The organism is Vibrio sp. YT-17 (assembly GCF_033337375.1).
Lineage (GTDB): Bacteria > Pseudomonadota > Gammaproteobacteria > Enterobacterales > Vibrionaceae > Vibrio > Vibrio alginolyticus.
Genome location: NZ_JAWOQP010000022.1, coordinates 20326 through 45743, shown reverse-complemented (window position 1 = coordinate 45743; position 25418 = coordinate 20326). Strand labels below are relative to the sequence as shown.

Here is a 25418-nt window from a genome sequence, read left to right as displayed (position 1 = left end):
GTAATCGTGGGTAAAATTGTAGCAATCGCCAACCAGAAAGGTGGGGTCGGCAAAACAACAACGTGCATTAACTTAGCGGCTTCGATGGCGGCAACAAAGCGCAAGGTTTTGGTGATCGATCTCGACCCGCAAGGCAATGCTACGATGGCCAGTGGCGTGGATAAGTATATGGTCGACGCCACCGCATACGATCTTTTGGTTGAAGATACACCGTTCGATCAAGTCGTTTGTACCCAAACAACAGGGAAGTATGATTTGATCGCGGCGAACGGAGACGTGACCGCGGCAGAAATCAAATTGATGGAAGTTTTCGCTCGTGAAGTGCGTCTAAAAAATGCATTGTCGTCAGTTCGCGATAACTATGATTTCATCTTTATTGATTGTCCTCCTTCTCTAAACCTTCTTACAATCAATGCGATGGCGGCAGCTGACTCTGTGCTGGTGCCGATGCAATGTGAATACTTTGCGTTAGAAGGTTTAACTGCTCTTATGGATACAATCAGCAAGTTAGCGGCTGTCGTGAATGAAAACCTCAAAATCGAAGGTTTATTGCGTACCATGTACGACCCACGCAACCGCTTATCGAATGAAGTATCCGATCAACTTAAAAAACACTTTGGGAATAAAGTTTACCGTACTGTCATTCCGCGTAATGTTCGTTTGGCTGAAGCGCCAAGTCACGGTAAGCCAGCAATGTACTACGATAAGTACTCCGCAGGTGCCAAAGCGTATCTTGCTCTAGCGGGCGAAATGCTCCGCCGCGAAGAAATCCCAGTTTAACTCTAACCTAAGGAATTCAATCCCATGTCTAAGCGTGGTCTCGGAAAAGGACTGGATGCGTTATTGTCGACCAGTTCGTTTGCTCGTGAAAAACAGCATATTGCATCGCATAGCCAAGATTTATCGGCAGACGGTGAGTTAACCGATTTAGCGATTGGTCAATTGCAGCCGGGCGTATACCAACCGCGTAAAGATATGGCGCCTGAAGCGCTAGAAGAACTAGCGGCTTCGATTCAATCACAAGGCATTATTCAACCAATCGTGGTTCGCCAGGTCGAAAATGGTCAGTTTGAGATCATCGCAGGTGAGCGCCGCTGGCGTGCTGCAAGGCAGGCGGGTTTAAAACGCGTGCCGTGTTTGGTGAAAAAAGTTGAAGATCGTGCCGCCATCGCCATGGCGTTGATTGAAAACATTCAACGTGAAGACTTGAATGTGATTGAGGAAGCCCAAGCGCTTGAACGTCTACAAGATGAATTCACGCTGACACATCAGCAAGTGGCCGATGTGATTGGTAAATCAAGAACGACGGTGAGTAACCTATTACGTCTGAATCAGTTGGAAGTTGATGTAAAAGGTCTGGTTGCAGATAAAAAATTGGAAATGGGTCATGCTCGAGCTCTGTTAGCGTTAGAAGGCGAACAGCAAGTCGAAGTAGCTCAACAAGTGGCTAAGAAGCAAATGACTGTTCGCCAAACCGAACAGTTAGTAAAAAAGTGCTTAGCCCCACAAAATGAGCAAAAAGGGCAACAAGAGGATACCGAAGCCGAGCAAATGTCGCATAAATTGAGTCAGCTGCTTGATGCAAAAGTTTCTCTTACCCGTTCTGCAAACGGAAAAGCGAAATTGACGATAAGTCTTGATGAGCCTCACAAATTGGACCAACTAATTGCCAAGCTTGAGGCCTAGATGAGATAATTGATTTAGGTCAATTAATCGAATTAATCGAATTTTGTGCGAAAGTTGTCGTTTTGTAAACAAAACTGTAAGTTTTTGATGCAATCGAATTGCTTTACGTTGAACTGAACGTATAATTTTCGCCAATTTCCCAGCACAGAGAGTTAAGTGCGAAGTGGATATTACTAGAGGTACGAATACATGGTAGCTGCGTTAGCTAGACCAGGACGAGAGCTCGCAAGGCAATTGTTAATGATCCAGTCTGGCGCGGTTATTTTTGTGGCAGCAGGAATGGCGGTAGCCATAAATCCTGACTGGGGATTTTCAGCGCTGATTGGCGGAGGCATTTTTGTTGTTGCCAATGCAGTATTCGCGCTGTGTGCTTTCATGTTTAGTGGAGCTCGCGCTGCCAAGCGCATCGCTGCTTCCTTCTATACGGGTGAAGTACTGAAAATTCTCATCACGGTTGCACTGTTCTATGTTGCCTACATGTATATGCAGGTGGAACTTGTTCCCCTCAAACTAACCTATTTGCTGGTACTAGGTATTAATATCTGTGCACCAGTGCTATTCATTAACAACAAAAAATAGGATGAGTTATGGCTGCGCCAGGTGAAGCGCTAACATCGTCCGGTTACATTGCCCACCACCTTTCTAACCTATCGCTATACAAGTTGGGTTTAGTAGGGTCGGAGACAAGTTTCTGGAACGTACATATCGATAGCCTGTTTTTTTCTTGGTTTACTGGTTTAATTTTCCTCGGAATTTTTTACAAAGTAGCAAAGAGAACAACAGCGGGTGTACCGGGTAAGCTTCAGTGTGCTGTAGAAATGATCGTTGAATTTGTCGCCGATAACGTCAAAGACACGTTCCATGGACGCAACCCACTGATCGCGCCTTTAGCACTGACTATCTTTTGTTGGGTATTTTTGATGAACGTGATGGACTTAGTTCCTATCGACTTCTTACCATACCCAGCAGAGCATTGGCTAGGTATTCCTTACCTTAAGGTTGTACCGTCTGCTGATGTGAATATCACCATGGCTATGGCTCTAGGCGTTTTTGCATTGATGATTTACTACAGCATCAAAGTAAAAGGTCTAGGTGGATTCGCAAAAGAACTTGCACTACATCCATTCAATCACCCACTGATGATTCCGTTTAACCTACTAATTGAAGTGGTATCGCTATTAGCGAAACCTCTATCACTTGGTATGCGTCTATTCGGTAACATGTTCGCGGGTGAGGTTGTATTCATTCTTTGTGCGGCAATGCTACCATGGTACTTACAATGGATGGGTTCACTACCGTGGGCAATCTTCCATATCTTGGTTATTACGATTCAAGCCTTCGTATTCATGATGTTGACAATTGTTTACCTGTCAATGGCACACGAAGATCCTGATCATTAATTTTTTTAAAGCTTTTTATTTGGGCACTAAGCCAACAACTATAAATTGGAGATAGTAATGGAAACTTTACTGAGCTTTTCTGCAATCGCCGTAGGTATTATCGTCGGTCTTGCTTCTCTTGGTACAGCGATTGGTTTCGCACTGCTAGGTGGTAAATTCCTAGAAGGTGCTGCACGTCAACCAGAAATGGCTCCTATGCTACAAGTTAAGATGTTCATCATCGCGGGTCTACTTGATGCGGTTCCAATGATCGGTATCGTAATCGCGCTACTATTCACTTTCGCAAACCCATTCGTTGGTCAACTAGGTTAATCACCTTTAACTCGGGACGGGCGATTATCGCTTGTCACTGATTAACACTAAGTCCAAATAGAGGGGTAGCTGTTGTGAACATAAACGCAACTCTGCTAGGTCAAGCAATCTCGTTCGCACTATTTGTGTGGTTCTGCATGAAGTATGTATGGCCACCATTGATGCAAGCGATCGAAGAGCGTCAGAAGAAAATTGCTGATGGTCTTCAAGCAGCAGAACGTGCTGCGAAAGACTTGGATCTAGCACAAGCCAACGCTTCTGATCAATTGAAAGAAGCGAAGCGCACAGCAACTGAGATCATCGAACAAGCGAACAAGCGTAAGTCTCAAATTCTTGATGAAGCTCGCGAGGAAGCTCAGGCAGAACGCCAGAAAATCCTAGCGCAAGCAGAAGCAGAACTTGAAGCTGAACGCAATCGTGCACGCGATGAGCTGCGCAAACAAGTTGCTACTCTGGCTGTAGCTGGTGCTGAGAAAATCCTTGAGCGTTCTATCGATAAAGATGCGCAAAAAGATATTCTCGACAACATTACTGCAAAACTTTAAGTCTGGGGGCGCATATGTCTGATTTGACTACTATCGCACGCCCCTATGCTAAAGCAGCCTTCGACTTTGCTTTAGAGAAAGACCAGTTGGACCAATGGGGCCAAATGTTATCTTTTGCTGCTGAAGTGGCCAAAAACGAACAAATGAACGAACTACTAACGGGTTCGGTTTCTGCTGACAAAATGGCAGAAATTTTTGTTGCAGTTTGCGGCGAACAAGTTGATGCACACGGTCAAAACCTTTTGAAGGTAATGGCTGAGAATGGTCGTTTATCGGCCCTTCCTGATGTTTGTACGGAGTTTTTTACTCTGAAAAAAGAACATGAGAAAGAAATTGATGTTGAAGTAATTTCAGCAACAGAGCTTTCTGATGAACAACTTGCAAACATTGGCAGCAAACTTGAAAAGCGTCTTGAACGCAAAGTGAAGCTGAATTGCAGTGTAGATGAGACCCTACTTGGTGGGGTTATTATTCGAGCCGGAGACCTAGTCATCGATGACTCAGCGCGTGGTCGTTTGAACCGCCTGAGCGATGCATTGCAGTCTTAATGGGGATTGGAGCATGCAACTTAATTCCACGGAAATTAGCGATCTGATCAAACAACGTATCGAATCTTTCGAAGTTGTTAGTGAAGCTCGCAACGAGGGTACTATCGTATCGGTAAGCGATGGTATCATCCGCATCCACGGCCTAGCGGACGTGATGCAAGGTGAAATGATTGAATTACCGGGTGGCCGTTATGCACTGGCACTTAACCTTGAGCGTGACTCGGTTGGTGCGGTTGTAATGGGCCCATATGCTGACCTTAAGGAAGGCATGAAAGTTACAGGTACTGGCCGCATTCTTGAAGTGCCAGTTGGTCCAGAACTACTAGGCCGCGTAGTAAACACGCTGGGTGAGCCTATCGATGGTAAAGGTCCAATCGAAGCGAAAATGACTTCGCCTGTAGAAGTGATCGCACCAGGTGTAATCGACCGTAAATCGGTAGACCAACCTGTGCAAACTGGTTATAAGTCAGTTGACTCAATGATCCCAATCGGTCGTGGTCAGCGTGAGCTTATCATCGGTGACCGTCAGATTGGTAAAACAGCACTGGCGATCGACGCGATCATCAACCAGAAAGACTCTGGTATTTTCTCTATCTACGTAGCAATCGGTCAGAAAGCATCGACTATCGCTAACGTTGTTCGCAAACTAGAAGAGCACGGCGCACTACAAAATACTATCGTTGTAGTTGCATCAGCTTCTGAATCTGCAGCGCTTCAATACCTAGCGCCTTACGCAGGTTGTGCGATGGGTGAATACTTCCGCGATCGCGGTGAAGACGCACTGATTGTTTACGATGATCTATCTAAGCAAGCGGTAGCTTACCGTCAGATCTCTCTACTACTTAAACGTCCACCAGGCCGTGAGGCATTCCCAGGTGACGTATTCTACTTACACTCGCGTCTACTAGAGCGTGCAGCTCGTGTAAACGAAGAGTACGTAGAGCGTTTCACTAACGGTGAAGTGAAAGGTAAGACTGGTTCTTTGACTGCTCTTCCTATCATCGAAACTCAAGCAGGTGACGTTTCAGCATTCGTACCGACTAACGTAATCTCGATTACCGATGGTCAGATCTTCCTACAAACTGAGCTATTCAACGCTGGTGTTCGTCCTGCTGTTGACCCTGGTATCTCAGTATCTCGTGTAGGTGGTTCAGCTCAGACGAAAATCATCAAGAAACTATCAGGTGGTATCCGTACAGCACTAGCTGCATACCGTGAACTAGCGGCATTTGCTCAGTTCTCTTCTGACCTTGATGACGCAACGAAGAAACAGCTAGACCATGGTCAAAAAGTTACAGAACTAATGAAGCAGAAGCAGTACGCTCCAATGTCTGTATTTGACCAAGCTCTAACTATCTTCGCGGCAGAGCGCGGTTACCTTGATGATGTAGAACTTAACAAAGTTCTAGATTTCGAGGCGGCTCTACTATCGTACGCTCGCGGTCAATACGCTGAACTAGCAGCTGAGATCGACAAGTCTGGCGCTTACAACGATGAAATCGAAGCTCAGTTGAAGAAACTGACTGACGACTTCAAAGCAACCCAAACTTGGTAATTAGGTCGGTGGCAGTTTCTGCCACCAACTAACGGAGAGTAACGATGGCCGGCGCAAAAGAGATACGTAATAAAATCGGTAGTGTTAAAAGCACTCAGAAAATTACGAAAGCGATGGAAATGGTAGCAGCTTCAAAAATGCGTCGTTCTCAAGATGCAATGGAAGCTTCTCGTCCATACGCTGAAACAATGCGTAAAGTGATCGGTCATGTGGCTAACGCAAACCTAGAGTACCGTCATCCGTACCTAGAAGAGCGTGAAGCTAAACGTGTTGGTTACATCATCGTTTCGACAGACCGTGGTCTGTGTGGTGGTTTGAATATTAACGTGTTCAAAAAAGCCGTTACAGACATGCAAGCATGGAGAGAGAAAGGTGCTGAGATTGAGCTAGCCGTTGTTGGCTCAAAAGCAACAGCTTTCTTTAAACATGGTGGCGCAAAAGTTGCGGCACAGGTTTCTGGTCTTGGAGATAATCCAAGCCTACAAGACCTAATCGGCTCTGTTGGCGTAATGCTGAAGAAATACGATGAAGGTGAACTGGACCGTCTATATGTAGTATTCAACAAGTTTGTTAATACTATGGTTCAGCAACCAACGATCGATCAATTGCTACCTTTGCCTAAATCGGACAGCGAAGAGATGCAGCGTGAGCATTCATGGGACTACATCTATGAGCCTGAACCAAAACCTCTACTGGATACGCTATTAGTGCGTTACGTAGAGTCTCAGGTATACCAAGGTGTGGTTGAGAACCTTGCTTGTGAGCAAGCGGCTCGAATGATTGCGATGAAGGCTGCAACGGATAACGCAACCAGTTTGATTGACGATTTGGAACTTGTGTACAACAAAGCCCGTCAGGCTGCGATTACACAAGAACTATCAGAAATCGTTGGTGGTGCAGCTGCGGTTTAAGCTTAGGTAAAACGAAATAGTTTAGAGGATTAACGATGGCTACAGGTAAGATCGTACAGATCATCGGTGCGGTAGTCGACGTAGAGTTCCCACAGAGCAATGTACCTAGTGTATATGACGCTCTAAACGTAACGGACTCAAAAGAGCGTCTAGTTCTTGAAGTTCAACAACAGCTAGGCGGTGGCGTAGTTCGTTGTATCGTAATGGGTAGCTCTGATGGTTTACGTCGTGGAGTTGAAGTGGTTAACACTGGCGCTCCAATTTCAGTACCAGTAGGTACTAAAACTCTAGGTCGTATCATGAACGTCCTAGGTGACGCGATTGACGAGCGTGGTGAAGTGGGTGCGGAAGAGGTTTACTCTATCCACCGTAGTGCACCAAGCTACGAAGAGCAATCAAACGAAATTGCACTTCTAGAAACGGGCGTTAAAGTAATCGACCTAATTTGTCCATTCGCTAAGGGTGGTAAAATCGGTCTATTCGGTGGTGCAGGTGTAGGTAAGACCGTTAACATGATGGAACTTATCAACAACATCGCACTACAGCACTCAGGTCTATCAGTATTTGCTGGTGTTGGTGAGCGTACTCGTGAAGGTAACGATTTCTACTACGAGATGCAGGAAGCGGGCGTTGTAAACGTTGAGAAGCCTGAAGAATCAAAAGTAGCGATGGTTTACGGTCAGATGAACGAGCCACCAGGTAACCGTCTACGTGTTGCACTGACTGGTCTAACAATGGCAGAGCGTTTCCGTGACGAAGGTCGTGACGTACTACTGTTCATTGATAACATCTACCGTTACACACTTGCAGGTACAGAGGTATCAGCACTACTAGGTCGTATGCCTTCTGCGGTAGGTTACCAGCCAACTCTTGCAGAAGAGATGGGTGTACTTCAGGAGCGTATCACGTCAACGAAATCAGGTTCTATCACGTCTGTACAGGCGGTATACGTACCAGCGGATGACTTGACTGACCCGTCTCCAGCAACAACGTTCGCGCACTTGGATGCAACGGTTGTACTTAACCGTAACATCGCTGCAATGGGTCTATACCCTGCGATCGACCCGCTAGATTCAACATCTCGTATGCTTGATCCACTAGTCGTTGGTCAAGATCACTACGAAGTTGCTCGTGGTGTTCAGCAGACTCTTCAGCGCTACAAAGAGCTGAAAGATATCATTGCTATCCTAGGTATGGACGAGCTATCTGAAGAAGATAAGCAAGTTGTATCTCGTGCACGTAAGATTGAGCGTTTCCTAACTCAGCCTTACCACGTAGCAGAAGTATTTACAGGTGACCCTGGTATTTACGTACCTCTAAAAGAGACTCTACGTGGCTTTAAAGGTCTACTAGCTGGTGAATACGACGACATTCCTGAGCAGGCATTTATGTACTGCGGTAGCATCGACGATGCTATTGAGAATGCGAAGAAGCTATAAGGCTAACTAGGAGGCGATATGGCAGCAATAACCTTTCACCTAGACGTAGTAAGCGCTGAGAAGAAAATCTTCTCTGGTCGTGTTGAAACGTTTCAGGTGACCGGTAGCGAAGGTGAACTTGGTATTTTCCATGGTCACACACCGCTGCTGACCGCTATCAAGCCTGGTATGGTGCGTATTGTGAAACAGCACGGCCACGAAGAAATTATTTATGTTTCTGGTGGTATGGTAGAGATTCAGCCTGGTACAGCGACTGTACTAGCTGATACAGCTATCCGTGGTGAAGAGCTAGACGCAGCGAAGGCAGAAGAAGCCAAACGCCGCGCTGAGGAGCAAATCCAGAATCAGCATGGTGACATGGACTTCGCACAAGCGGCCAGTGAACTGGCTAAAGCCATTGCTCAGCTACGAGTTATCGAGCTGACAAAAAAGCGTCGCTAAGCTCAATTAGCAACGTTGCATGAAAAAAGGCGGCCAATTGGTCGCCTTTTTGATTAATTTTAGTTGGAAATTTACATCCCACCATTAACTAATCCTTCCAAGGTGTTTAAAATAACGCCCAATTAAAATAGAACGTCAATAGGTTATTAATGAAATTCAGTGCTGTGATCCTTGCTGCGGGTAAAGGTACCCGTATGTATTCAAACATGCCTAAAGTGCTACACACTTTGGCAGGGAAGCCAATGGCAAAACATGTTATCGATACATGTACAGGTCTTGGCGCACAAAACATCCACTTAGTATATGGTCACGGTGGTGATCAAATGCAGCAAACGCTAGCAGAAGAGCCTGTAAACTGGGTACTGCAAGCGGAGCAACTAGGTACAGGTCATGCGGTTGATCAAGCGTCTCCGAAGTTTGAAGACGATGAAAAAGTACTGGTGCTTTACGGTGATGTTCCACTGATTTCAGCTGAAACGATTGAAAACCTATTAGATGCACAGCCAACAGGCGGTATTGCACTACTAACAGTGATTCTAGATAACCCGACAGGCTACGGTCGTATTATCCGTAAGAATGGTCCTGTTGTGGCGATCGTTGAGCAAAAAGATGCAACAGAAGAACAAAAACAAATTAAAGAGATCAATACTGGTGTGATGGTTGCGACTGGTGGGGATCTTAAGCGTTGGTTGTCTGGCTTAAACAACAACAACGCACAAGGCGAATACTACCTAACTGACGTTATTGCAGCTGCACACGATGAAGGTCGTGCCGTTGAGGCTGTACACCCAGTCAATGCCATTGAGGTGGAAGGGGTCAATGACCGCGCACAGCTTGCTCGTCTAGAGCGTGCTTTCCAGTCAATGCAAGCTCAGAAGCTGCTAGAGCAAGGTGTCATGCTACGCGATCCAGCACGCTTTGATTTGCGTGGTGAGTTACAGTGCGGTATGGACTGTGAAATCGACGTGAATGTTATCATCGAAGGTAAAGTTTCACTGGGTGATAACGTGGTTATCGGTGCGGGTTGTGTACTGAAAGATTGTGAAATCGACGACAACACCATCGTTCGCCCTTACAGTGTGATTGAAGGTGCAACGGTTGGTGAAGAATGTACGGTTGGTCCATTTACTCGCCTTCGTCCTGGTGCTGAAATGCGTAACGATTCCCATGTGGGTAACTTCGTTGAAGTGAAAAATGCGCGCATCGGAGAAGGTTCAAAAGCGAACCACCTAACTTACTTAGGTGATGCAGAGATCGGCCAACGTACTAACATCGGTGCAGGTACGATCACTTGTAACTACGATGGTGCGAACAAGTTTAAAACCATCATCGGTAATGATGTTTTTGTTGGTTCTGATAGCCAGCTGGTGGCGCCTGTCACTATCGCTGATGGCGCAACCATCGGTGCAGGCACGACACTAACAAAAGATGTTGAAGAAGGTGAGTTAGTAATTACTCGCGTCAAAGAGCGCAAAATTACTGGCTGGCAGCGTCCTGTAAAACAGAAATAAGCAATACCTGCACTCTATCGCTATATTGTCAAAGCCGCTCAACAAGTGCGGCTTTGTTGTTTCTAGCTCAGGCTTCATCGTTAGTAACTAGGAATAGCAATACGTTTTTCGAGCCAACGAACGGCTTGAGATACAAATAGGATGAGTAACAAGTACTCCAAAACGAGGAAGGTATAAATCTCTAGGGGTAAGTACTCATTCACCACCAGCTCATTAGCACGGCGAGTGAGATCGCTTAAACCAATCACACTGACTAAAGAACTCATCTTGAGGATGTAGACAAATTGATTGCCCAGTGGAGGGAGGATTTGTCGAAACGCTTGGGGAAGAATTACCAAGCGCATCTTTTGCCAATAGCTTAAGCCCAAAGACTCAGCTGCTTCATGCTGGCCACGGCTGATAGCTTGTATCCCACCGCGAAACACTTCCGCCATAAACGCACTCTCAGCGATAGTCAGTGCAATAACACCCGCCCAAAAGTGATTGAGTGAGACATCCAATAGCGTAGGCATGCCGTAATACACCCAAAGTAGTAAGACTAAAACTGGCACTGAACGGATCACCTCGACATAAATACGGTTTATCCACTTCAGATAGGCAGAGTCCGACAGAGCGGGTAACGCAACGATCAGGCCCAAGCTCATCGCAAATAACATACTGAGGAGTGATACCTGAATGGTGTCATTAAACCCAGCGATTAAAAACTTTAGATTGGTGAGCCCTTGATCCGTCGAAGGGTCAAGTACATACCAGCCCCATTGATAATCTGAACAACCAGTGAGTAATAGCAATGAAAATAGCCATAGAGTTCGAAACGTCACATTTACTCCCTGAATTAACTAAAAAACTTCCTTTGTTGCTGCTATGTTATCAGTAGAGCTCTAATAAAGGTTAATTATTAAACCGTATAAGGTCATTATTTTTAAGGGAATAAAAATGAGAAAGATTTTACTAGTGCTAGGAATGTGTTTGCTTGCTGCGACTCAAGTCGCTCACGCTGAAAGCCGTCTTCAATCCATTTTAGACAATGGCGTACTCCGAGTTGGAACGACGGGAGATTGGAATCCGATGACGATGAAAGACCCTGCGACAAACAGTTATCGTGGCTTCGATATCGATGTAACAACAGAACTTGCTAAAGATCTCGGTGTAAAAGTGGAGTATGTTCCCACGGATTGGAAGACGCTAGTTAATGGCATTACCGCCAACAAATACGATATTACTGGCAGCGCATCTCTGAACATGTCGCGCGCGAAAGTAGCTGGATACAGCCAGCCGTATTTCTACCTTGCCTTTGTACCTGTGGTGCAAAAGAAAGATCTCGCCAAATTCTCTGATTGGGCGGATTTTAATAAACCAGAAGTAAAAGTCGCGGCGACGTTAGGTACGGTACAAGAAAAAATGGTGAAAGAATTCTTCCCGTCTGCTCAACATATTGTTATTGAAGCGCCAGCGCGCGACTTCCAAGAACTACTAGCTCGCAGGGCCGATGTATCGGTGACGTCCAATGTGGAAGCAGCGACGTTGGTGGATAAGTTTAAACAGTTGGCGATAGTGCCAGTGACCGCACCGCGTAAACCAACCCCAATTGCTATGTTGTTGCCGCAAGACGATCAAGTATGGATTAATTATATCAATCACTGGGTAGAGTTGAAAAAGACTCAAGGCTTTTTTAAGCAGACTGCCAAGAAGTGGGGGTTGAAAAGCTTATAAACAGAAAGAGCCGCATTGCACGGCTCTTTTTATTATCTGAACGATTAAAGTTCGTCTTCACTCACGACTCGGGCGTTGTCAGGAGTCGTAAAGTGCTTGGATAATTCGCGATTCGACAGAATGTATCCCATCCACAGCCCACCCATACAGATGATGATTGCGATGCCAGTAACCATCTGAGCTTGGCTTGCCATTGCGGCTACCAATGCACTTGAGAAGCTACTTACACAGATTTGCAGGCTGTTTTGCAGACCTGCTGCTGTTGCAGGGCTCTGTTGTGCGCTGGCCAGTGCACGGTTTACCACGATTGGGTACAGCGCGCCGTTAGCGACGGCAATCAAACAGAATGGCGCAAGAATAGGCCAAATCGATGACAGCTCCCACTGTGAAGCAATGAAAATCATTAATGCCGCGACACTAAATAGGCCAATCAGTTGGCGCAGAACCTTTTCATCACCAAATTTTCGAACGCCTACTTTACCTAAGTAGCCACCAGCCATAAACGCGATGGTTTGTGGGATAAAGCTCAAACCAATATCTTTTGCTTCGTAGCCCAGTTGCGCCATGATTTCTGGCATCCCAGTTAGGTAAGCAAAGAATGCAGCTGAAGCCGTCGCAAACATAAACACGTTGCCAAGGTATTTTTTAGAACTCAGTAGCGCTTTGATGTCGGCAGACATACTGGTTTGTTTGATTTCTGCTTTCTCGTCTTTTTGTGCCATGGTCGCAAAGACCAAAAAGACACCAACCAGTGTTAGCGTAATAAAGATACTGTGCCAGCCGAAGTTATCTGCCAACACAACCCCTAATTGAGGTGCTAGTGCTGGTGATAGCGCGACGAGTGGCATGATTGTCGCAAAAATTTGTTGGCTACTGCTTGAGTAGCGCTTAATGACCATAGCCTGCCAGATCACGGCTGGTGCACACACACCGATAGCTTGGATAAAGCGCAGTGTGAGTAGTTGCCATACTTGATCACAGAAAGCCAAACCGAATGACGCGATAGTAAATAGCACCAACCCGGCTGCGAGTGTATTACGATGGCCAAATTTATCGGATGCCAATCCCCACATTAGCTGGCCAATCGCCATACCAACGAGGAATACCGTTAAAGAGAGCGCAATTTGCTCAGGGCCTGTTGCAAAGTCGATTTCCATCGCTTTGAATGCTGGCAGATACATATCGGTAGCAACGAAGCCAAGCATCGATAATGCTGCCAGATAAATGAGCTGTAGTTTTGAGATTTTCATGATTCAACCAGTCAAATTATTTAATCATTTTTTAATCAACATCAGTTGGCGCCAACCCTGATTTATTTACCTTATTATTCTATTTTTCGATTTTGAAAAAATAAAACGCTAAAATTATTGGTTATCAATCAAATTTTTTGAAAGGTTAAATCATGTTCTCTAAAGCGTCTTTGGAAATGCTGGATACGGTTGCCCGTTTAGGCAGTTTCACCGCTGCGGCTGAGGTATTGCATAAAGTCCCCTCAGCCATCAGCTATGGAGTAAGGCAGGTCGAGCAAGATTTAGATGTGGTGCTGTTTCGACGTTTACCAAGGAAAGTTGAGCTAACTCCAGCGGGTGAACTTTTTATGGCCGAGGCGCGCTCTTTGCTGCGTCAAATGGAAGAGGTGAAAGCACAAACGCGCCGAGCGGCTCAAGGATGGAAAAGCACGTTAAAGCTGACCTTAGATAACGTGGTGAAGTTAGAAAAACTCAAACCTTTGGTGGAAGATTTTTATCGCGAGTTTGAATTTGCTGAATTGCAGATCAATATGGAGGTCTTCAATGGTTCTTGGGAAGCCATAGCACAAGGTCGAGCGGACATTGTCGTTGGCGCGACATCTGCGGTTCCCGTTGGGGGAGATTTTGAAGTCAAAGATATGGGCGTATTAGATTGGGCATTTGTAATGTCACCCGCTCATCCTTGCGTTCGACAACAAGTGCTTACTGAAGAGTTTGTGAGTCAATTTCCGGCGATCTGTCTTGATGATACTTCGAACGTGCTGCCAAAACGCCATACTGGCCATTATCCGCAACAGCGCCGATTATTATTGCCCAATTGGTATAGTGCGATTGAATGTTTAAAAAATGGGGTGGGCGTGGGTTACATGCCACGTCATATTGCAACACCCTTAATCAATGATGGTGTGCTGGTGGAGAAGGTCATGCCGGATGATAAACCGCTCAGTCACTGCTGCTTAGTATGGCGCAAAGATGATAATCATAAATTGATCCAGTGGATGGTGGACTATCTTGGGTCGCCTAATCAGCTACATAAAGATTGGTTACAGTCATAAAAAACACCTCGCATTAGCGAGGTGTTTTTTATGATATGTTTAAAATGTGGCGTTTTATGACAAGAAAAACTTATACGATGGGTTGTCTGTCTCGTCTTTGCATTGATAGCCAAGTTCACGTAAATGTGCAGAAAACTGAGCTAAATCGCTTTCATCTAACTCGAAACCACATAAAACACGTCCGTAGTCAGCGCCGTGGTTACGGTAGTTGAACAAACTGATATTCCAGTGTGTGCCGAGTGTGCTTAAGAACTTAAGTAGCGCCCCAGGGTACTCTGGGAATTCAAAGCTGTAGAGGCGCTCTTTAAGCGGCTTAGACGGCTTACCACCAATCATGTAGCGCACGTGCAGCTTCGCCATTTCATCATCAGACAGGTCAACCACTGGGTAGCCACCATCACGTAAGTCGTGAATGATATGTTCTAGCTCTTCCTGACCGCCTTGCAAACGCACACCGACAAAGATATTTGCCAATGCGTCATCGTTGTAGCGGTAGTTAAACTCTGTCACGGCACGGCCGCCAATGAGGTTACAGAACTCAAAGAAAGCACCTTGACGCTCAGGGATGGTGACGGCAAGAAGACCTTCACGTTTTTCACCAAGCTCGCAGCGTTCAGAAACATAACGCAGACCGTGGAAGTTGGTGTTTGCGCCAGACAATACCGTACCTAGGTTTTTGTCTTTCAGCTTGTTCTGTTCAGCAAACTTCTTCAGCCCCGCCAGAGCAAGCGCCCCCGAAGGTTCAGCAATGGCGCGAGTGTCTTCAAAGATGTCTTTCACAGCTGCGCAGATTTCATCGCTAGAGACTGCAATATGGCCATCAATGTACTTTTGGCATAGACGAAACGTCTCTTCACCAATGCGTTTTACTGCAACGCCATCGGCAAACATGCTGACCTGGTCTAATACTACTGGTTCACCTGCATCCAATGCTGCTTTGAGGCATGACGAGTCTTCTGGCTCGACCGCAATCACTTTGATTTCTGGCATGAGCTGCTTCACGAGTACCGCAACACCGGCAGCCAAACCGCCACCACCGACAGGGACGAAGATGTAATCAAGGTGACCATTTTGCTGCAGCATTTCCATGCCGATGGTGCCTTGACCTGCAATCACCAGTGGGTGATCGAAAGGAGGGACAAATGTGTACCCATGCAGATCAGAAAGGCGTTCCGCTTCCGCTTTTGCCTCATCAAAGTTGCTGCCGTGCAGCACTACATTGCCACCGAAGCCACGTACCGCATCGACTTTGATGTCTGGTGTGGTTTTAGGCATCACGATGGTGGTTTTGATGCCTAGCTTAGTACCAGAGAGCGCCATGCCTTGAGCGTGGTTACCTGCCGATGCTGCAATGACACCAGCGGCTTTTTGTGCTTCAGATAAACTCGCCACCATGTTGTATGCACCGCGCAATTTGAACGAGTGTACGGGTTGGCGATCTTCACGCTTGATCTGCACATTATTCCCGATACGTGCAGATAAACGAGGCATTTCTTGCAGTGGCGTCACTGTTGCTACTTCATAAACAGGTGCGCGAAGGATTTGGCGCAGATAATCTGCGCCAGTTTGGTTCACTTGTTTTTCGGGTTGAGCTTCCATCATTGCTAGCCCTCTAGCTTCGACTTGTCTCGTACTGCACCCTTGTCAGCACTGGTTGCCATACTCGCGTACGCTTTGAGTGCAAATGAAACTTCACGTTGGCGGTCAACTGGTTTCCAGCCTAGTTCGTCTTGTTTTGCACGGCGCTCAGCAAGTTCTTGTTCAGACACTTGGAGTGAAATTGAACGGTTTGGAATATCAATTGCGATCATATCGCCTTGTTTTACCAGACCAATTGCACCGCCGTTTGCTGCTTCAGGAGAGGCGTGGCCGATAGACAGACCTGATGTGCCGCCAGAGAAACGGCCGTCAGTCAGAAGTGCACACTCTTTGCCAAGGCCCATCGATTTTAGATAAGTGGTTGGGTAAAGCATTTCTTGCATGCCCGGACCACCTTTAGGGCCTTCGTAACGGATAACAACCACGTCGCCAGCTTTTACTTTGCCACCCAAGATGCCTTCTACGGCGTCTTCTTGGCTTTCAAATACCACAGCTGGACCAGTGAATTTATGAATGCTCTCATCCACACCAGCAGTCTTAACGATACAACCATCTAATGCGATGTTGCCTGATAGAACGGCTAGGCCACCTTCTTGGCTAAAGGCATGATCGATAGTACGAATACAACCTTCCGCACGGTCGTCATCAAGGCGATCCCAGCGGCAATCTTGTGAGAACGCTTGAGTAGTACGAATACCCGCAGGACCTGCGCGGTAGAACTTAAGTACTTCTTCGTCTTCAGTTTGGATGATGTCGTATTTCGCCAGCTGCTCTTTCATCGAAAGGCCAAGCACGGTGCGCGCATCATTGTGTAGAAGACCTGCACGATCTAACTCACCAAGAATCGCCATGACGCCACCTGCGCGGTGTACGTCTTCCATGTGATATTTCTGGGTAGATGGTGCCACTTTACATAGGTGTGGTACTTGACGTGATAGGCGATCGATATCTTCCATATCGAAATCCACTTCACCTTCTTGCGCCGCGGCAAGTAGGTGCAGAATGGTGTTGGTTGAACCGCCCATTGCGATGTCCAATGCCATTGCGTTTTCGAACGCATCAAACGTAGCGATGTTGCGCGGCAGTGCTGATTCGTCATCTTGCTCGTAGTAACGACGAGTCAGTTCAACGATACGACGGCCTGCATTAAGGAACAGTTGTTCACGGTCTGCGTGCGTTGCCAGCATAGAACCGTTGCCCGGCTGAGAAAGACCCAGGGCTTCTGTTAGACAGTTCATCGAGTTTGCAGTGAACATGCCTGAACACGATCCACACGTTGGACATGCGCTGCGTTCGATCTGCTCGCTTTGCTCATCAGACACTTTTGGATCCGCGCCTTGGATCATCGCATCTACAAGGTCTAGTTTGATGATCTGATCAGAAAGCTTGGTTTTACCCGCTTCCATTGGACCACCAGAAACAAAGATAACCGGGATGTTAAGACGCATAGATGCCATCAACATTCCCGGAGTGATTTTGTCACAGTTAGAGATACATACCATGGCATCGGCACAGTGCGCGTTGACCATGTACTCCACAGAGTCTGCGATAAGTTCGCGTGAAGGCAGTGAGTACAGCATGCCGCCGTGACCCATTGCGATACCATCATCAACCGCGATGGTGTTGAATTCTTTTGCGATGCCGCCGGCTTTTTCGATTTCACGCGCTACAAGCTGGCCCATGTCTTTCAGGTGTACGTGACCCGGAACAAATTGAGTAAACGAGTTTACAACGGCGATGATTGGTTTACCGAAGTCTTCTTCTTTCACACCCGTTGCACGCCACAGTGCTCGTGCACCCGCCATGTTACGACCATGTGTGGTGGTAGCTGATCTATATTTTGGCATTTCCTAATCCTTCTTACTTCTGTTCTGGGTACACATAGTCTAACCAGCCCCACTTATCTTCCGTGGTGCCGTCAAATAGGCCAAAGTAGGCTGCTTGTAGTTCTTTAGTGATAGGGCCGCGCTTACCAGTGCCCACTTCAATCTTGTCGATGGTTGCCACTGGTACAATCTCAGCCGCAGTACCTGTCATGAAGACTTCATCGGCAAGGTAAAGGGCTTCACGAGCAATGTTCGCTTCACGTACTTCGTAGCCTTTATCGCGTGCAATTGTCATGATCGAGTCACGAGTGATGCCCGGTAGAATCGCGCTAGTTGCTGGTGGTGTGGTGATTACGCCATCTTTGATAACGAAGATGTTTTCACCAGCCCCTTCCGATAGGTAACCATCTACGCTTAGCGCAATACCTTCGTCGTAACCGTGACGACGGGCTTCACCACCAACCAGTAGTGAAGATAGGTAGTTACCGCCTGCTTTAGCCGCAGTTGGGATGGTGTTTGGCGCAGCGCGGTTCCAGCTTGAAATCATCGCGTCGACACCTTTTTCTAGCGCTTCTTCGCCTAAGTAAGAGCCCCAAGGAAATGCTGCAATGATTAGATCCATCTCAGTGCCAACTGGTGGACATACGCCTAAGCCAACATTACCGACAAAACCCAATGGACGAATGTAAGCGCTGTCGAGTTTGTTTTGGCGCAGCGTTTCGCGGGTCGCTTCCATGATTTCTTCTACAGAGAAAGGGATCGGAAAGCGGTAAATCTTGGCAGAATCTTTTAGACGTTGTGCATGCTCACGGTGACGGAAGACAATTGGGCCTTTTGGTGTGTTGTAACAGCGCACGCCTTCAAACACGGATGTACCATAGTGCATTGCGTGAGTCAGAACGTGAACGTTCGCCTCTGCCCATGGAACCATCTCACCATTAAACCAAATGAAATCTGCAGTTTTCGTTGCCATTTGTTGCCTTCCTTATGCACTTACGTGTTGTTGTAAGTTGTGATTTGGCAGTTCATCGTTGCGGATTTTTAGCACCTCAACCTTACGAACGTCCCACAACTTCTCTATTTGATTGATCAAAAACGAGATTGGTCGATCGCTGTCGACGATGATCTCGACGCTGGCTACTTTGCTTTCGTGGTTTTGCGTAGCAGCGACTTGTTTGATCACGAAACCTCGGTGACGAATCACACGTAGAACGCGCTCCAACAGTACCGGTTTGTCATCGGCTTTGATGTCGAGTAAATATCTGTCCATGCGATTGTCTCCTATGTATTTTCCAACATATCACTGTTTGATGCGCCAGGTGGCACCAATGGCCACACGTTTTCTTCTTCATCAATCAAAACGTGAAGCATGTAAGAAGTTTCACTCGCTAGCATCTCTTTGAGAGCAGGTTCGACTTCTTCTTTCTTGGTGATGGTTTTGCCCGGGATATCGAACGCTTTTGCTAACATCACGAAATCTGGGTTGTCATCAAGAATGGTTTCACTGTGGCGACCGTCAAAGAACAATGACTGCCATTGGCGAACCATGCCAAGACGTTGGTTATTAAGAAGGACAATCTTCACTGGAATCTGACGACGCTTCAGCGTGCCCAATTCCTGAACGTTCATCATAAATGAACCGTCACCTGTAATAAGGATAGACTGATCATCAGGACGTGCGACTGCAGCACCCATCGCCGCTGGCAAGCCAAAGCCCATGGTGCCAAGGCCAGCAGAAGTGATAAAATTTTGTGGTTCGCGTGGCTGGATATGTTGCGCTGCCCACATCTGGTGCTGACCGACGTCGGTCGAGACAATTGAGCTATCTGGCATCATGTCAGACAGTTGTTTAAGCAATAGCGGTGCGTAGATTAACTCGCCCGGGTGGTCGTAACGCCACTTAAAGCCGCTGCGCAGACTTTCACTGTGATGAACCCACGGTGAAATATCTTGAGTCAGCTCTAGCTGAGGAAGAATGGTGTTGATGTCGCCACGTAATGGTGCGTTGGCGTGGCGCAGTTTATGAATCTCCGCAGCATCAATGTCGATGTGAATCACTTTCGCATTTGGTGCAAACGTGTCGAGCTTACCCGTCACACGGTCATCAAAACGCGCGCCAACCACAATCAATAGATCGGCTTCTTGAACCACTAGGTTGGCGGCTTTGGTACCGTGCATACCCAACATACCAAGATAGTGAGGATCATGGCGTTCAATGGTACCGAGACCTTTTAATGTGCTAACTGCAGGCATTGGGTTTAAGCGAAGAAATTCGCGTACTGCATCGGTTGCTTTCGCAAGTTGCACGCCACCACCAACATACAACACTGGGCGAGTAGATGCTGCCAGGACATCTTGCGCACGTTTGATATCTTCAGCGCTGACATCTTCGATTGCTGGTGCTATGTATGGAGGAAGAAGGTCTGTGGGTGCTTGAGCGAGTTGAACGTCTTTGGCGATATCGACAATGACTGGACCCGGACGACCGGTTTTTGCGACCTCAAAGGCTTCGGCAAGTGTCGGAGCTAGATCTTCAATTTCGGTCACGAGATAGCTGTGCTTAGTACAGGCTAGGGACATTCCGATCACATCCATTTCTTGGAATGCATCGGTACCGATATGAGAGCTAGCAACCTGGCCTGTGATGGCAACTAGAGGTACGGAGTCAAGGAAAGCGTCGGCAAGGCCGGTAACAAGGTTAGTGGCTCCTGGGCCAGAAGTTGCCATGCACACAGCAACGTCTTGAGTGGAACGAGCCATCCCGATAGCTGCCATAGCGGCCCCTTGCTCGTGACGGCATAGGATGTGTTCCACCCCACCGTCATACAAAGCATCATAGATTGGCATGATGGCCCCGCCGGGGTAGCCAAAAACGGTTTCGATGCCTTGCTGTCTTAAAGCGGCTACGACAAGTTGTGCACCAGTCATCGTAAACCTCCTTTGCTACGTTGTGGCTCGTAGCGATTGCCATATTTATTGCACTTCATGTGCACTCCCATTCTTCCCGTTAAACTGTCCGAGGGTTAGACAGATGACAACTTGTAGTTGTAAAAAAACCCCCGGACTTTTCAGTGCGGGGGTTTTTTGTAATTTGTGGTTACCTTTCGCCCACAATACCCCGCGCGGTGCCAATAATGACCACGATAATCAGGGCTAGCAGTGCGTTGATATGAGCGAAAAGGTTCATCTGTCTGTCGTTCTTTTTTCGTTAAAAAATGTTGTGTAATGTTCTACGAAATTGTTTGCGTCATTAGTGGTATCACACAATTCCGCTGCATGACAAGCAAAAAGTCATTCTTTTTTCACATTAACTCTCAATTGGGACGCGGTATATAACATAACCAACCAGATAAAACATTTGTTTACAGAGTGTTCAAAAAAATTGAGGAACGTATGGGGCTGGCAATCATTCATAGTCGAGCAAGCGTCGGGGTGCAAGCGCCATCGGTTAGTGTAGAAGTTCATATCAGCAACGGCATGCCAGGGTTTACCTTAGTAGGCTTGCCAGAGACAACGGTAAAAGAGTCCAAAGATCGCGTACGCAGTGCGATCATTAATTCTAACTTTCAATTTCCTGCTAAGCGGATCACCGTGAACTTGGCTCCGGCAGATCTACCCAAGGAGGGAGGACGTTTTGATCTTCCTATTGCATTGGGAATTTTGGCCGCTTCGGAGCAAATCGCGACAGATAAGCTCAAAAACTACGAATTTGTTGGTGAGTTAGCACTATCTGGTGGTCTGAGGCCTGTAAAAGGTGTGCTGCCTGCTGCGCTGGAAGCTAGTAAGATTCAACGCCATTTGGTCGTCCCACATGTGAATGGCGATCAGGCGGCGCTGGTGGGGAAGGAACAACATAAATCGGCCCAATCATTACTGGAAGTATGTGCCGAGCTTTGTGGTCAACATCGACTGAATCTTTTTCAAACGCCTAAGCGAAAAACGATCGAAAAACATGGTCGAGACTTACAAGATATTATTGGCCAACAACAAGGTAAGCGAGCACTGGAGATTGCTGCCGCTGGAAACCACAACTTACTTTTCCTTGGCCCGCCAGGTACTGGAAAAACGATGTTGGCTTCGCGTTTGTGTGACTTATTACCGGAAATGAGTGACGAAGAAGCAATGGAAACCGCTTCGGTGGCATCGTTGACTCAGAGTGAAATTAATGAGCATAACTGGAAGTCGCGTCCGTTTCGTTCTCCGCACCATTCAAGTTCAATGGCGGCATTAGTCGGCGGTGGTTCGGTACCCAGACCAGGGGAGATCTCTTTAGCCCACAACGGGTTATTGTTTCTCGATGAAATGCCCGAATTTGATCGTAAAGTTCTAGACTCGTTACGCGAACCGCTCGAATCTGGCGAGATCATTATCTCTCGAGCGCAAGGTAAAACACGCTTTCCGGCTCGCTTCCAATTAGTTGGAGCCTTGAACCCAAGCCCGACAGGATATTACGAAGGCAATCAAGCGCGCACCAATCCACAAGCTATTTTGCGCTACCTTGGTCGATTATCTGGACCACTGTTAGATCGCTTTGATATGTCTTTAGAAATCCCAGCTTTGCCCAAAGGGACATTAGCAGAAGGTGGTGATCGCGGTGAGCCGACTGCTATCGTAAAAGCGCGTGTGAGCCATGCGCGTAACAATATGCTAAACCGCAGTGGTAAGGTCAATGCACTGCTAGGTAGTCGAGAAATTGAGGCGTTTTGTCCCTTGCACAAGAGTGATGCTGAGTTTCTTGAAACCGCTTTGCACCGTTTAGGACTCTCGATTCGTGCGTATCATCGTATTATCAAAGTGGCGCGAACAATCGCCGATCTGGATGGGGCGGAGCAAATTGAACGAACGCACTTGGCTGAAGCACTTGGGTATCGAGCGATGGACCGTTTGCTGAAACAGCTTACGGCGCAAGCGGTATAGAGACATGCAAAATGTCATCGCAACAAGTGTTGTGAGCGCCTTGTTGCGATGAAGGACGTTAGAAGGTGTAGTTGAGACCAAGCGACAATAGGTACTCTTTCTCCTCATAAAACGTGATATTCGAGTCAGTTTGGCTATAGCCGGCTAAAGAAATGAACGACCAGTCTTGCCAGTCAAATACGTTTTGATATTCGTAGGCCGCAAATAGGCTAATGGTGTCGTCATTTCGTGTTTTAGCAAAAGTTTGGCTAGCGGCTTGATAGTCTTTCCATGCATAACCCGCGGTGAGGGCCAATCGATGGCGATTGATAAATTTAAACCAGCTAATGTCAAATCCGTACGAATCAAATGACTCCGCCTTACCGTCGGCATCTTGATTGATGTAGGTGAAAGCGGGTTGCAACATAGACGTTTGGTTGAGTGGAATGCGATAGTCGCCTTTGACATAGTAAAGGTTAGCATCGCGAGCAAGTGAGCGGTCTGTCACTTCCTCCTGCTCGATGTCTTTATCAGCATAAGCAAGATCAAGGTTGAAGTTCTTATCAATTAACCCTTTGATCTGAAAGCGATACGCATTGCCGTCAACATCCGTCTCTTTACGTGCGGTTCCTACTTGATAAGGGTTGCGCCAAGTTTCGCCTTTGAGTACCGTCGGCAGATAGGAAACATCGAGCACGGTGCCAGATTGTAGCTCGTGTTGATAGCCCAACTGAAAAGCGAGTGTACCTACCGCGACATCTGAGCGTGTGGTACCGGCGTAAACTTGGTGGTTGAGTCGGCTACCAAAGGTGTATGTCACACTCCCTAGCGGTGCAGCGATAACGGAACTGTCACTATCGGCACGCTTATCGAGAGAATCGATGGTGTTACTATTTTCTGTATTGAAATTGGATTCTGATGATATGAATCCGGCATTCAGCGAAATTTCACCGCCAAAACCCGCGGTTTCAGCGAGTTGAGCCTGAGCAGAACTGACGACAAAGGCCAAAGGCAAGAGAAGTAGCCTTGGTTTCATTCGTTATCTCCTTGTTGTCGAATGAGTGGTGCACATATTGGTTGCGGTAACAAATCTGACCATTTCCACGCATGTTCCAATGTGGCAAAGGCGCAGTATAATTACACGCTGTTTTATTCTTCACACATTATCACTGTTGTTTGACTATCATGTTGGCATATTTGTTATTTTTTTTTAACGCTTCTTTTGTGATTCTCAATTCTGCGGTTTGTTCACTCGCAATTTGTGTTATCGCTGTATTTAAAATATTGCTTCCTGGCGTAAAGCTAAAAGCGATAGCGACCGTTTGTGCCAATAAGGTGATGTGGTTATGGGCTACCGTTAATGCGTGCATTCTGGCGGTATCTAACCGTGTTGAGTGGGATGTTCAGGGCGGTGAAGCGCTTAAAAAAGACGGGTGGTATCTGCTGATCAGTAACCATCTCAGTTGGACCGATATTGTTGTGCTTTGCTGCGTGTTTAAAGACCGTATTCCCATGCCGAAGTTTTTCCTCAAGCAACAACTGCTGTATGTGCCTTTCATCGGGATGGCGTGTTGGGCGCTCGACATGCCATTTATGCGTCGCTATTCGCGAGAGTATCTGATCCGCAATCCTCATAAGCGAGGTCAAGATTTAGAGACGACACGTCGCTCGTGCGCTAAGTTCAAACACACTCCAACCACAGTGGTTAACTATGTCGAAGGAACCCGATTTACCGAAGAAAAGCAGCGTAAGAGTAAAGCAAACTATCAATATTTGCTGCAACCAAAATCGGGCGGGATTGCGTACACGTTAGCGGCGATGGGGGAACAGTTCGAGAGCATTATCGACGTGACGTTGGCGTACCCAGAAAATACGCATAAACCGTTCAAGGATTTATTGATGGGCCGCATGAGCAAGGTGGTTGTGCGTGTAAATGTGTTACCCGTTGATGAAAGAGTGCTTGGTGATTACTTCAACGATAAGCCCTATAAGCGGCAATTTCAGCAATGGCTGAGTGATGTGTGGCAAGAAAAAGATCGGTTACTACAAGAGATTTACAAGTAAACAAAAGGGGAGCGATGTGCTCCCCTTTTGATTGATATCGATGTGCTTATTTTAGTGTCAGCAAGTAGTTCACCAGAGAGAAGTACTCATCCATCGTTTTGATGCTTTGTGCTTGAACTAGGTATTTGTTGTTAACGATAACCGCAGGAACGCCGGTTAGACCGCTGTTTTCAAATTGCTTGTCCATACGGCGAACCATGGAATCAACCGCAAAGCCTTTGAATGCAGAGTCGAATTTCTTCGCGTCTACACCTTCATCAAGGAAGATTTGACGAAGTTCTTCATCATTACGTGGCGCCTTCTTTAGATTGTGGATGCGGTTAAACATCACTGGCACCATTTTGTCTTCCACTTTTAGTGCAACCATCGTTGCGTAGGCTTTGCTCATTGATGGGCCCATGTTGCCACCCATGAAAGAAACGTGGTTTTTTAATAGCTTAGTACCTTCTGGCAACTGCTTTTTCAGTTGCTGGATAACTGGTTCAAAGCTATTGCAGTGCGGGCAGTAGAAAGAGAAAAACTCCGTCACAAGAGGTTTTTTTGATGCCTCAAGATCCAATACTTTGTAATGTTCACCTTCTTTGAATTGCGCTGCATGTGCCGACAGGCTTAACATCAGCATAGAAAACAGTGCGAACAGTTTTTTCATCGAAATATCTCCATTTTT

25 protein-coding genes are annotated in these 25418 nt (G+C 46.8%); 16 read left to right on the top strand and 9 right to left on the bottom strand.

From position 1 onward, the window contains the following. The first annotated feature begins 6 nt into the window (after positions 1–6). From R7F67_RS18965 to glmU, 12 genes are all read left to right on the top strand, one after another. Positions 7–780, top strand: a complete 774-nt coding sequence (locus tag R7F67_RS18965) for a ParA family protein (RefSeq protein ID WP_005383838.1) — start codon at positions 7–9, stop codon at positions 778–780. Between the two features lie 24 nt (positions 781–804). Continuing rightward, the gene (locus tag R7F67_RS18960) at positions 805–1686 is read left to right on the top strand and encodes a ParB/RepB/Spo0J family partition protein (protein WP_054577154.1); all 882 of its coding nucleotides are present in this window, start codon (positions 805–807) and stop codon (positions 1684–1686) included. A 189-nt stretch (positions 1687–1875) separates the two neighbouring features. Next, complete coding sequence (locus R7F67_RS18955; RefSeq protein WP_005378921.1) at positions 1876–2265, top strand: F0F1 ATP synthase subunit I; 390 nt, start codon at positions 1876–1878, stop codon at positions 2263–2265. A gap of 8 nt (positions 2266–2273) precedes the next feature. After that, positions 2274–3086: a F0F1 ATP synthase subunit A gene (gene atpB / locus R7F67_RS18950; protein ID WP_005378922.1), complete on the top strand. Its 813-nt coding sequence runs from the start codon at positions 2274–2276 to the stop codon at positions 3084–3086. 57 nt (positions 3087–3143) lie between these two features. Beyond that, positions 3144–3398, top strand: a complete 255-nt coding sequence (atpE, locus tag R7F67_RS18945; RefSeq protein ID WP_002540812.1) for a F0F1 ATP synthase subunit C — start codon at positions 3144–3146, stop codon at positions 3396–3398. Positions 3399–3472: 74 nt separating this feature from the next. Continuing rightward, positions 3473–3943: a F0F1 ATP synthase subunit B gene (gene atpF, locus R7F67_RS18940; protein ID WP_005378929.1), complete on the top strand. Its 471-nt coding sequence runs from the start codon at positions 3473–3475 to the stop codon at positions 3941–3943. 14 nt (positions 3944–3957) lie between these two features. After that, positions 3958–4491: a F0F1 ATP synthase subunit delta gene (atpH, locus tag R7F67_RS18935; RefSeq protein ID WP_053350671.1), complete on the top strand. Its 534-nt coding sequence runs from the start codon at positions 3958–3960 to the stop codon at positions 4489–4491. 13 nt (positions 4492–4504) lie between these two features. Beyond that, on the top strand, positions 4505–6046 hold the full coding sequence (gene atpA / locus R7F67_RS18930) for a F0F1 ATP synthase subunit alpha (RefSeq protein ID WP_005378931.1): 1542 nt from the start codon (positions 4505–4507) through the stop codon (positions 6044–6046). Positions 6047–6090: 44 nt separating this feature from the next. Further along, positions 6091–6957 (top strand): F0F1 ATP synthase subunit gamma, encoded by an 867-nt coding sequence (gene atpG, locus R7F67_RS18925; RefSeq protein ID WP_005378932.1) that lies wholly within the window; start codon positions 6091–6093, stop codon positions 6955–6957. A gap of 35 nt (positions 6958–6992) precedes the next feature. Further along, entirely contained in the window at positions 6993–8396 is a 1404-nt protein-coding gene (gene atpD, locus R7F67_RS18920; RefSeq protein WP_005383849.1) for a F0F1 ATP synthase subunit beta, read from the top strand. Positions 8397–8414: 18 nt separating this feature from the next. Next, on the top strand, positions 8415–8837 hold the full coding sequence (locus R7F67_RS18915; RefSeq protein WP_005378937.1) for a F0F1 ATP synthase subunit epsilon: 423 nt from the start codon (positions 8415–8417) through the stop codon (positions 8835–8837). A gap of 149 nt (positions 8838–8986) precedes the next feature. After that, positions 8987–10348, top strand: coding sequence for a bifunctional UDP-N-acetylglucosamine diphosphorylase/glucosamine-1-phosphate N-acetyltransferase GlmU (gene glmU, locus R7F67_RS18910; RefSeq protein ID WP_017635597.1), 1362 nt, complete (start codon positions 8987–8989; stop codon positions 10346–10348). An 80-nt stretch (positions 10349–10428) separates the two neighbouring features. On the opposite strand, the gene R7F67_RS18905 is transcribed toward glmU, so the two are convergent. Then, the gene (locus R7F67_RS18905) at positions 10429–11169 is read right to left on the bottom strand and encodes an amino acid ABC transporter permease (RefSeq protein ID WP_053304043.1); all 741 of its coding nucleotides are present in this window, start codon (positions 11167–11169) and stop codon (positions 10429–10431) included. Positions 11170–11284: 115 nt separating this feature from the next. On the opposite strand from R7F67_RS18905, the gene R7F67_RS18900 reads away from it, so the two are divergent. Continuing rightward, on the top strand, positions 11285–12061 hold the full coding sequence (locus R7F67_RS18900; RefSeq protein ID WP_005378944.1) for a transporter substrate-binding domain-containing protein: 777 nt from the start codon (positions 11285–11287) through the stop codon (positions 12059–12061). Positions 12062–12105: 44 nt separating this feature from the next. Here R7F67_RS18900 and punC read toward each other — a convergent pair whose 3' ends face one another. Continuing rightward, the gene (gene punC / locus R7F67_RS18895; protein ID WP_005378946.1) at positions 12106–13311 is read right to left on the bottom strand and encodes a purine nucleoside transporter PunC; all 1206 of its coding nucleotides are present in this window, start codon (positions 13309–13311) and stop codon (positions 12106–12108) included. Positions 13312–13463: 152 nt separating this feature from the next. Here punC and punR point away from each other — a divergent pair, with 152 nt between their 5' ends. Then, positions 13464–14366, top strand: a complete 903-nt coding sequence (punR, locus tag R7F67_RS18890) for a DNA-binding transcriptional activator PunR (protein ID WP_017821565.1) — start codon at positions 13464–13466, stop codon at positions 14364–14366. 54 nt (positions 14367–14420) lie between these two features. On the opposite strand, the gene ilvA is transcribed toward punR, so the two are convergent. Genes ilvA through ilvG form a run of 5 tightly spaced genes read right to left on the bottom strand, consistent with a single transcriptional unit; the run spans position 14421 to position 20719 of the window. Beyond that, positions 14421–15968: a threonine ammonia-lyase, biosynthetic gene (gene ilvA, locus R7F67_RS18885; RefSeq protein WP_053304042.1), complete on the bottom strand. Its 1548-nt coding sequence runs from the start codon at positions 15966–15968 to the stop codon at positions 14421–14423. Between the two features lie 2 nt (positions 15969–15970). Beyond that, the gene (gene ilvD, locus R7F67_RS18880; protein WP_017635601.1) at positions 15971–17812 is read right to left on the bottom strand and encodes a dihydroxy-acid dehydratase; all 1842 of its coding nucleotides are present in this window, start codon (positions 17810–17812) and stop codon (positions 15971–15973) included. A gap of 13 nt (positions 17813–17825) precedes the next feature. Then, a complete protein-coding gene (ilvE, locus tag R7F67_RS18875; protein WP_005378953.1) occupies positions 17826–18764 on the bottom strand; it encodes a branched-chain-amino-acid transaminase in 939 nt (312 codons plus the stop codon). Between the two features lie 12 nt (positions 18765–18776). Next, positions 18777–19061, bottom strand: coding sequence for an acetolactate synthase 2 small subunit (ilvM, locus tag R7F67_RS18870; protein WP_005378958.1), 285 nt, complete (start codon positions 19059–19061; stop codon positions 18777–18779). Between the two features lie 11 nt (positions 19062–19072). Next, positions 19073–20719 carry an acetolactate synthase 2 catalytic subunit gene (gene ilvG, locus R7F67_RS18865; RefSeq protein WP_005378960.1) on the bottom strand — a complete coding sequence of 549 codons (1647 nt, stop codon included), beginning with the start codon at positions 20717–20719 and terminating at the stop codon, positions 19073–19075. Positions 20720–21184: 465 nt separating this feature from the next. Here ilvG and R7F67_RS18860 point away from each other — a divergent pair, with 465 nt between their 5' ends. Further along, complete coding sequence (locus R7F67_RS18860; RefSeq protein ID WP_005383862.1) at positions 21185–22708, top strand: YifB family Mg chelatase-like AAA ATPase; 1524 nt, start codon at positions 21185–21187, stop codon at positions 22706–22708. A 58-nt stretch (positions 22709–22766) separates the two neighbouring features. On the opposite strand, the gene R7F67_RS18855 is transcribed toward R7F67_RS18860, so the two are convergent. After that, positions 22767–23723 carry a DUF2860 domain-containing protein gene (locus tag R7F67_RS18855; RefSeq protein WP_005379034.1) on the bottom strand — a complete coding sequence of 319 codons (957 nt, stop codon included), beginning with the start codon at positions 23721–23723 and terminating at the stop codon, positions 22767–22769. Between the two features lie 149 nt (positions 23724–23872). On the opposite strand from R7F67_RS18855, the gene R7F67_RS18850 reads away from it, so the two are divergent. Beyond that, positions 23873–24751 carry an acyltransferase gene (locus R7F67_RS18850; RefSeq protein WP_017821568.1) on the top strand — a complete coding sequence of 293 codons (879 nt, stop codon included), beginning with the start codon at positions 23873–23875 and terminating at the stop codon, positions 24749–24751. Positions 24752–24797: 46 nt separating this feature from the next. On the opposite strand, the gene R7F67_RS18845 is transcribed toward R7F67_RS18850, so the two are convergent. Next, entirely contained in the window at positions 24798–25400 is a 603-nt protein-coding gene (locus R7F67_RS18845; RefSeq protein ID WP_005379036.1) for a thiol:disulfide interchange protein DsbA/DsbL, read from the bottom strand. Positions 25401–25418: the final 18 nt, after the last annotated feature.

Coding starts and splice junctions, on each gene's coding strand:
- R7F67_RS18960 (WP_054577154.1), top strand. CDS start 805: ATGTCTAAGCGTGGTCTCGGAAAAGGACTGGATGCGTTATTGTCGACC.
- R7F67_RS18955 (WP_005378921.1), top strand. CDS start 1,876: ATGGTAGCTGCGTTAGCTAGACCAGGACGAGAGCTCGCAAGGCAATTG.
- atpB (WP_005378922.1), top strand. CDS start 2,274: ATGGCTGCGCCAGGTGAAGCGCTAACATCGTCCGGTTACATTGCCCAC.
- atpE (WP_002540812.1), top strand. CDS start 3,144: ATGGAAACTTTACTGAGCTTTTCTGCAATCGCCGTAGGTATTATCGTC.
- atpH (WP_053350671.1), top strand. CDS start 3,958: ATGTCTGATTTGACTACTATCGCACGCCCCTATGCTAAAGCAGCCTTC.
- atpA (WP_005378931.1), top strand. CDS start 4,505: ATGCAACTTAATTCCACGGAAATTAGCGATCTGATCAAACAACGTATC.
- atpG (WP_005378932.1), top strand. CDS start 6,091: ATGGCCGGCGCAAAAGAGATACGTAATAAAATCGGTAGTGTTAAAAGC.
- atpD (WP_005383849.1), top strand. CDS start 6,993: ATGGCTACAGGTAAGATCGTACAGATCATCGGTGCGGTAGTCGACGTA.
- R7F67_RS18915 (WP_005378937.1), top strand. CDS start 8,415: ATGGCAGCAATAACCTTTCACCTAGACGTAGTAAGCGCTGAGAAGAAA.
- glmU (WP_017635597.1), top strand. CDS start 8,987: ATGAAATTCAGTGCTGTGATCCTTGCTGCGGGTAAAGGTACCCGTATG.
- R7F67_RS18900 (WP_005378944.1), top strand. CDS start 11,285: ATGAGAAAGATTTTACTAGTGCTAGGAATGTGTTTGCTTGCTGCGACT.
- punC (WP_005378946.1), bottom strand. CDS start 13,311: ATGAAAATCTCAAAACTACAGCTCATTTATCTGGCAGCATTATCGATG.
- punR (WP_017821565.1), top strand. CDS start 13,464: ATGTTCTCTAAAGCGTCTTTGGAAATGCTGGATACGGTTGCCCGTTTA.
- ilvA (WP_053304042.1), bottom strand. CDS start 15,968: ATGATGGAAGCTCAACCCGAAAAACAAGTGAACCAAACTGGCGCAGAT.
- ilvD (WP_017635601.1), bottom strand. CDS start 17,812: ATGCCAAAATATAGATCAGCTACCACCACACATGGTCGTAACATGGCG.
- ilvE (WP_005378953.1), bottom strand. CDS start 18,764: ATGGCAACGAAAACTGCAGATTTCATTTGGTTTAATGGTGAGATGGTT.
- ilvM (WP_005378958.1), bottom strand. CDS start 19,061: ATGGACAGATATTTACTCGACATCAAAGCCGATGACAAACCGGTACTG.
- ilvG (WP_005378960.1), bottom strand. CDS start 20,719: ATGACTGGTGCACAACTTGTCGTAGCCGCTTTAAGACAGCAAGGCATC.
- R7F67_RS18860 (WP_005383862.1), top strand. CDS start 21,185: ATGGGGCTGGCAATCATTCATAGTCGAGCAAGCGTCGGGGTGCAAGCG.
- R7F67_RS18855 (WP_005379034.1), bottom strand. CDS start 23,723: ATGAAACCAAGGCTACTTCTCTTGCCTTTGGCCTTTGTCGTCAGTTCT.
- R7F67_RS18850 (WP_017821568.1), top strand. CDS start 23,873: ATGTTGGCATATTTGTTATTTTTTTTTAACGCTTCTTTTGTGATTCTC.
- R7F67_RS18845 (WP_005379036.1), bottom strand. CDS start 25,400: ATGAAAAAACTGTTCGCACTGTTTTCTATGCTGATGTTAAGCCTGTCG.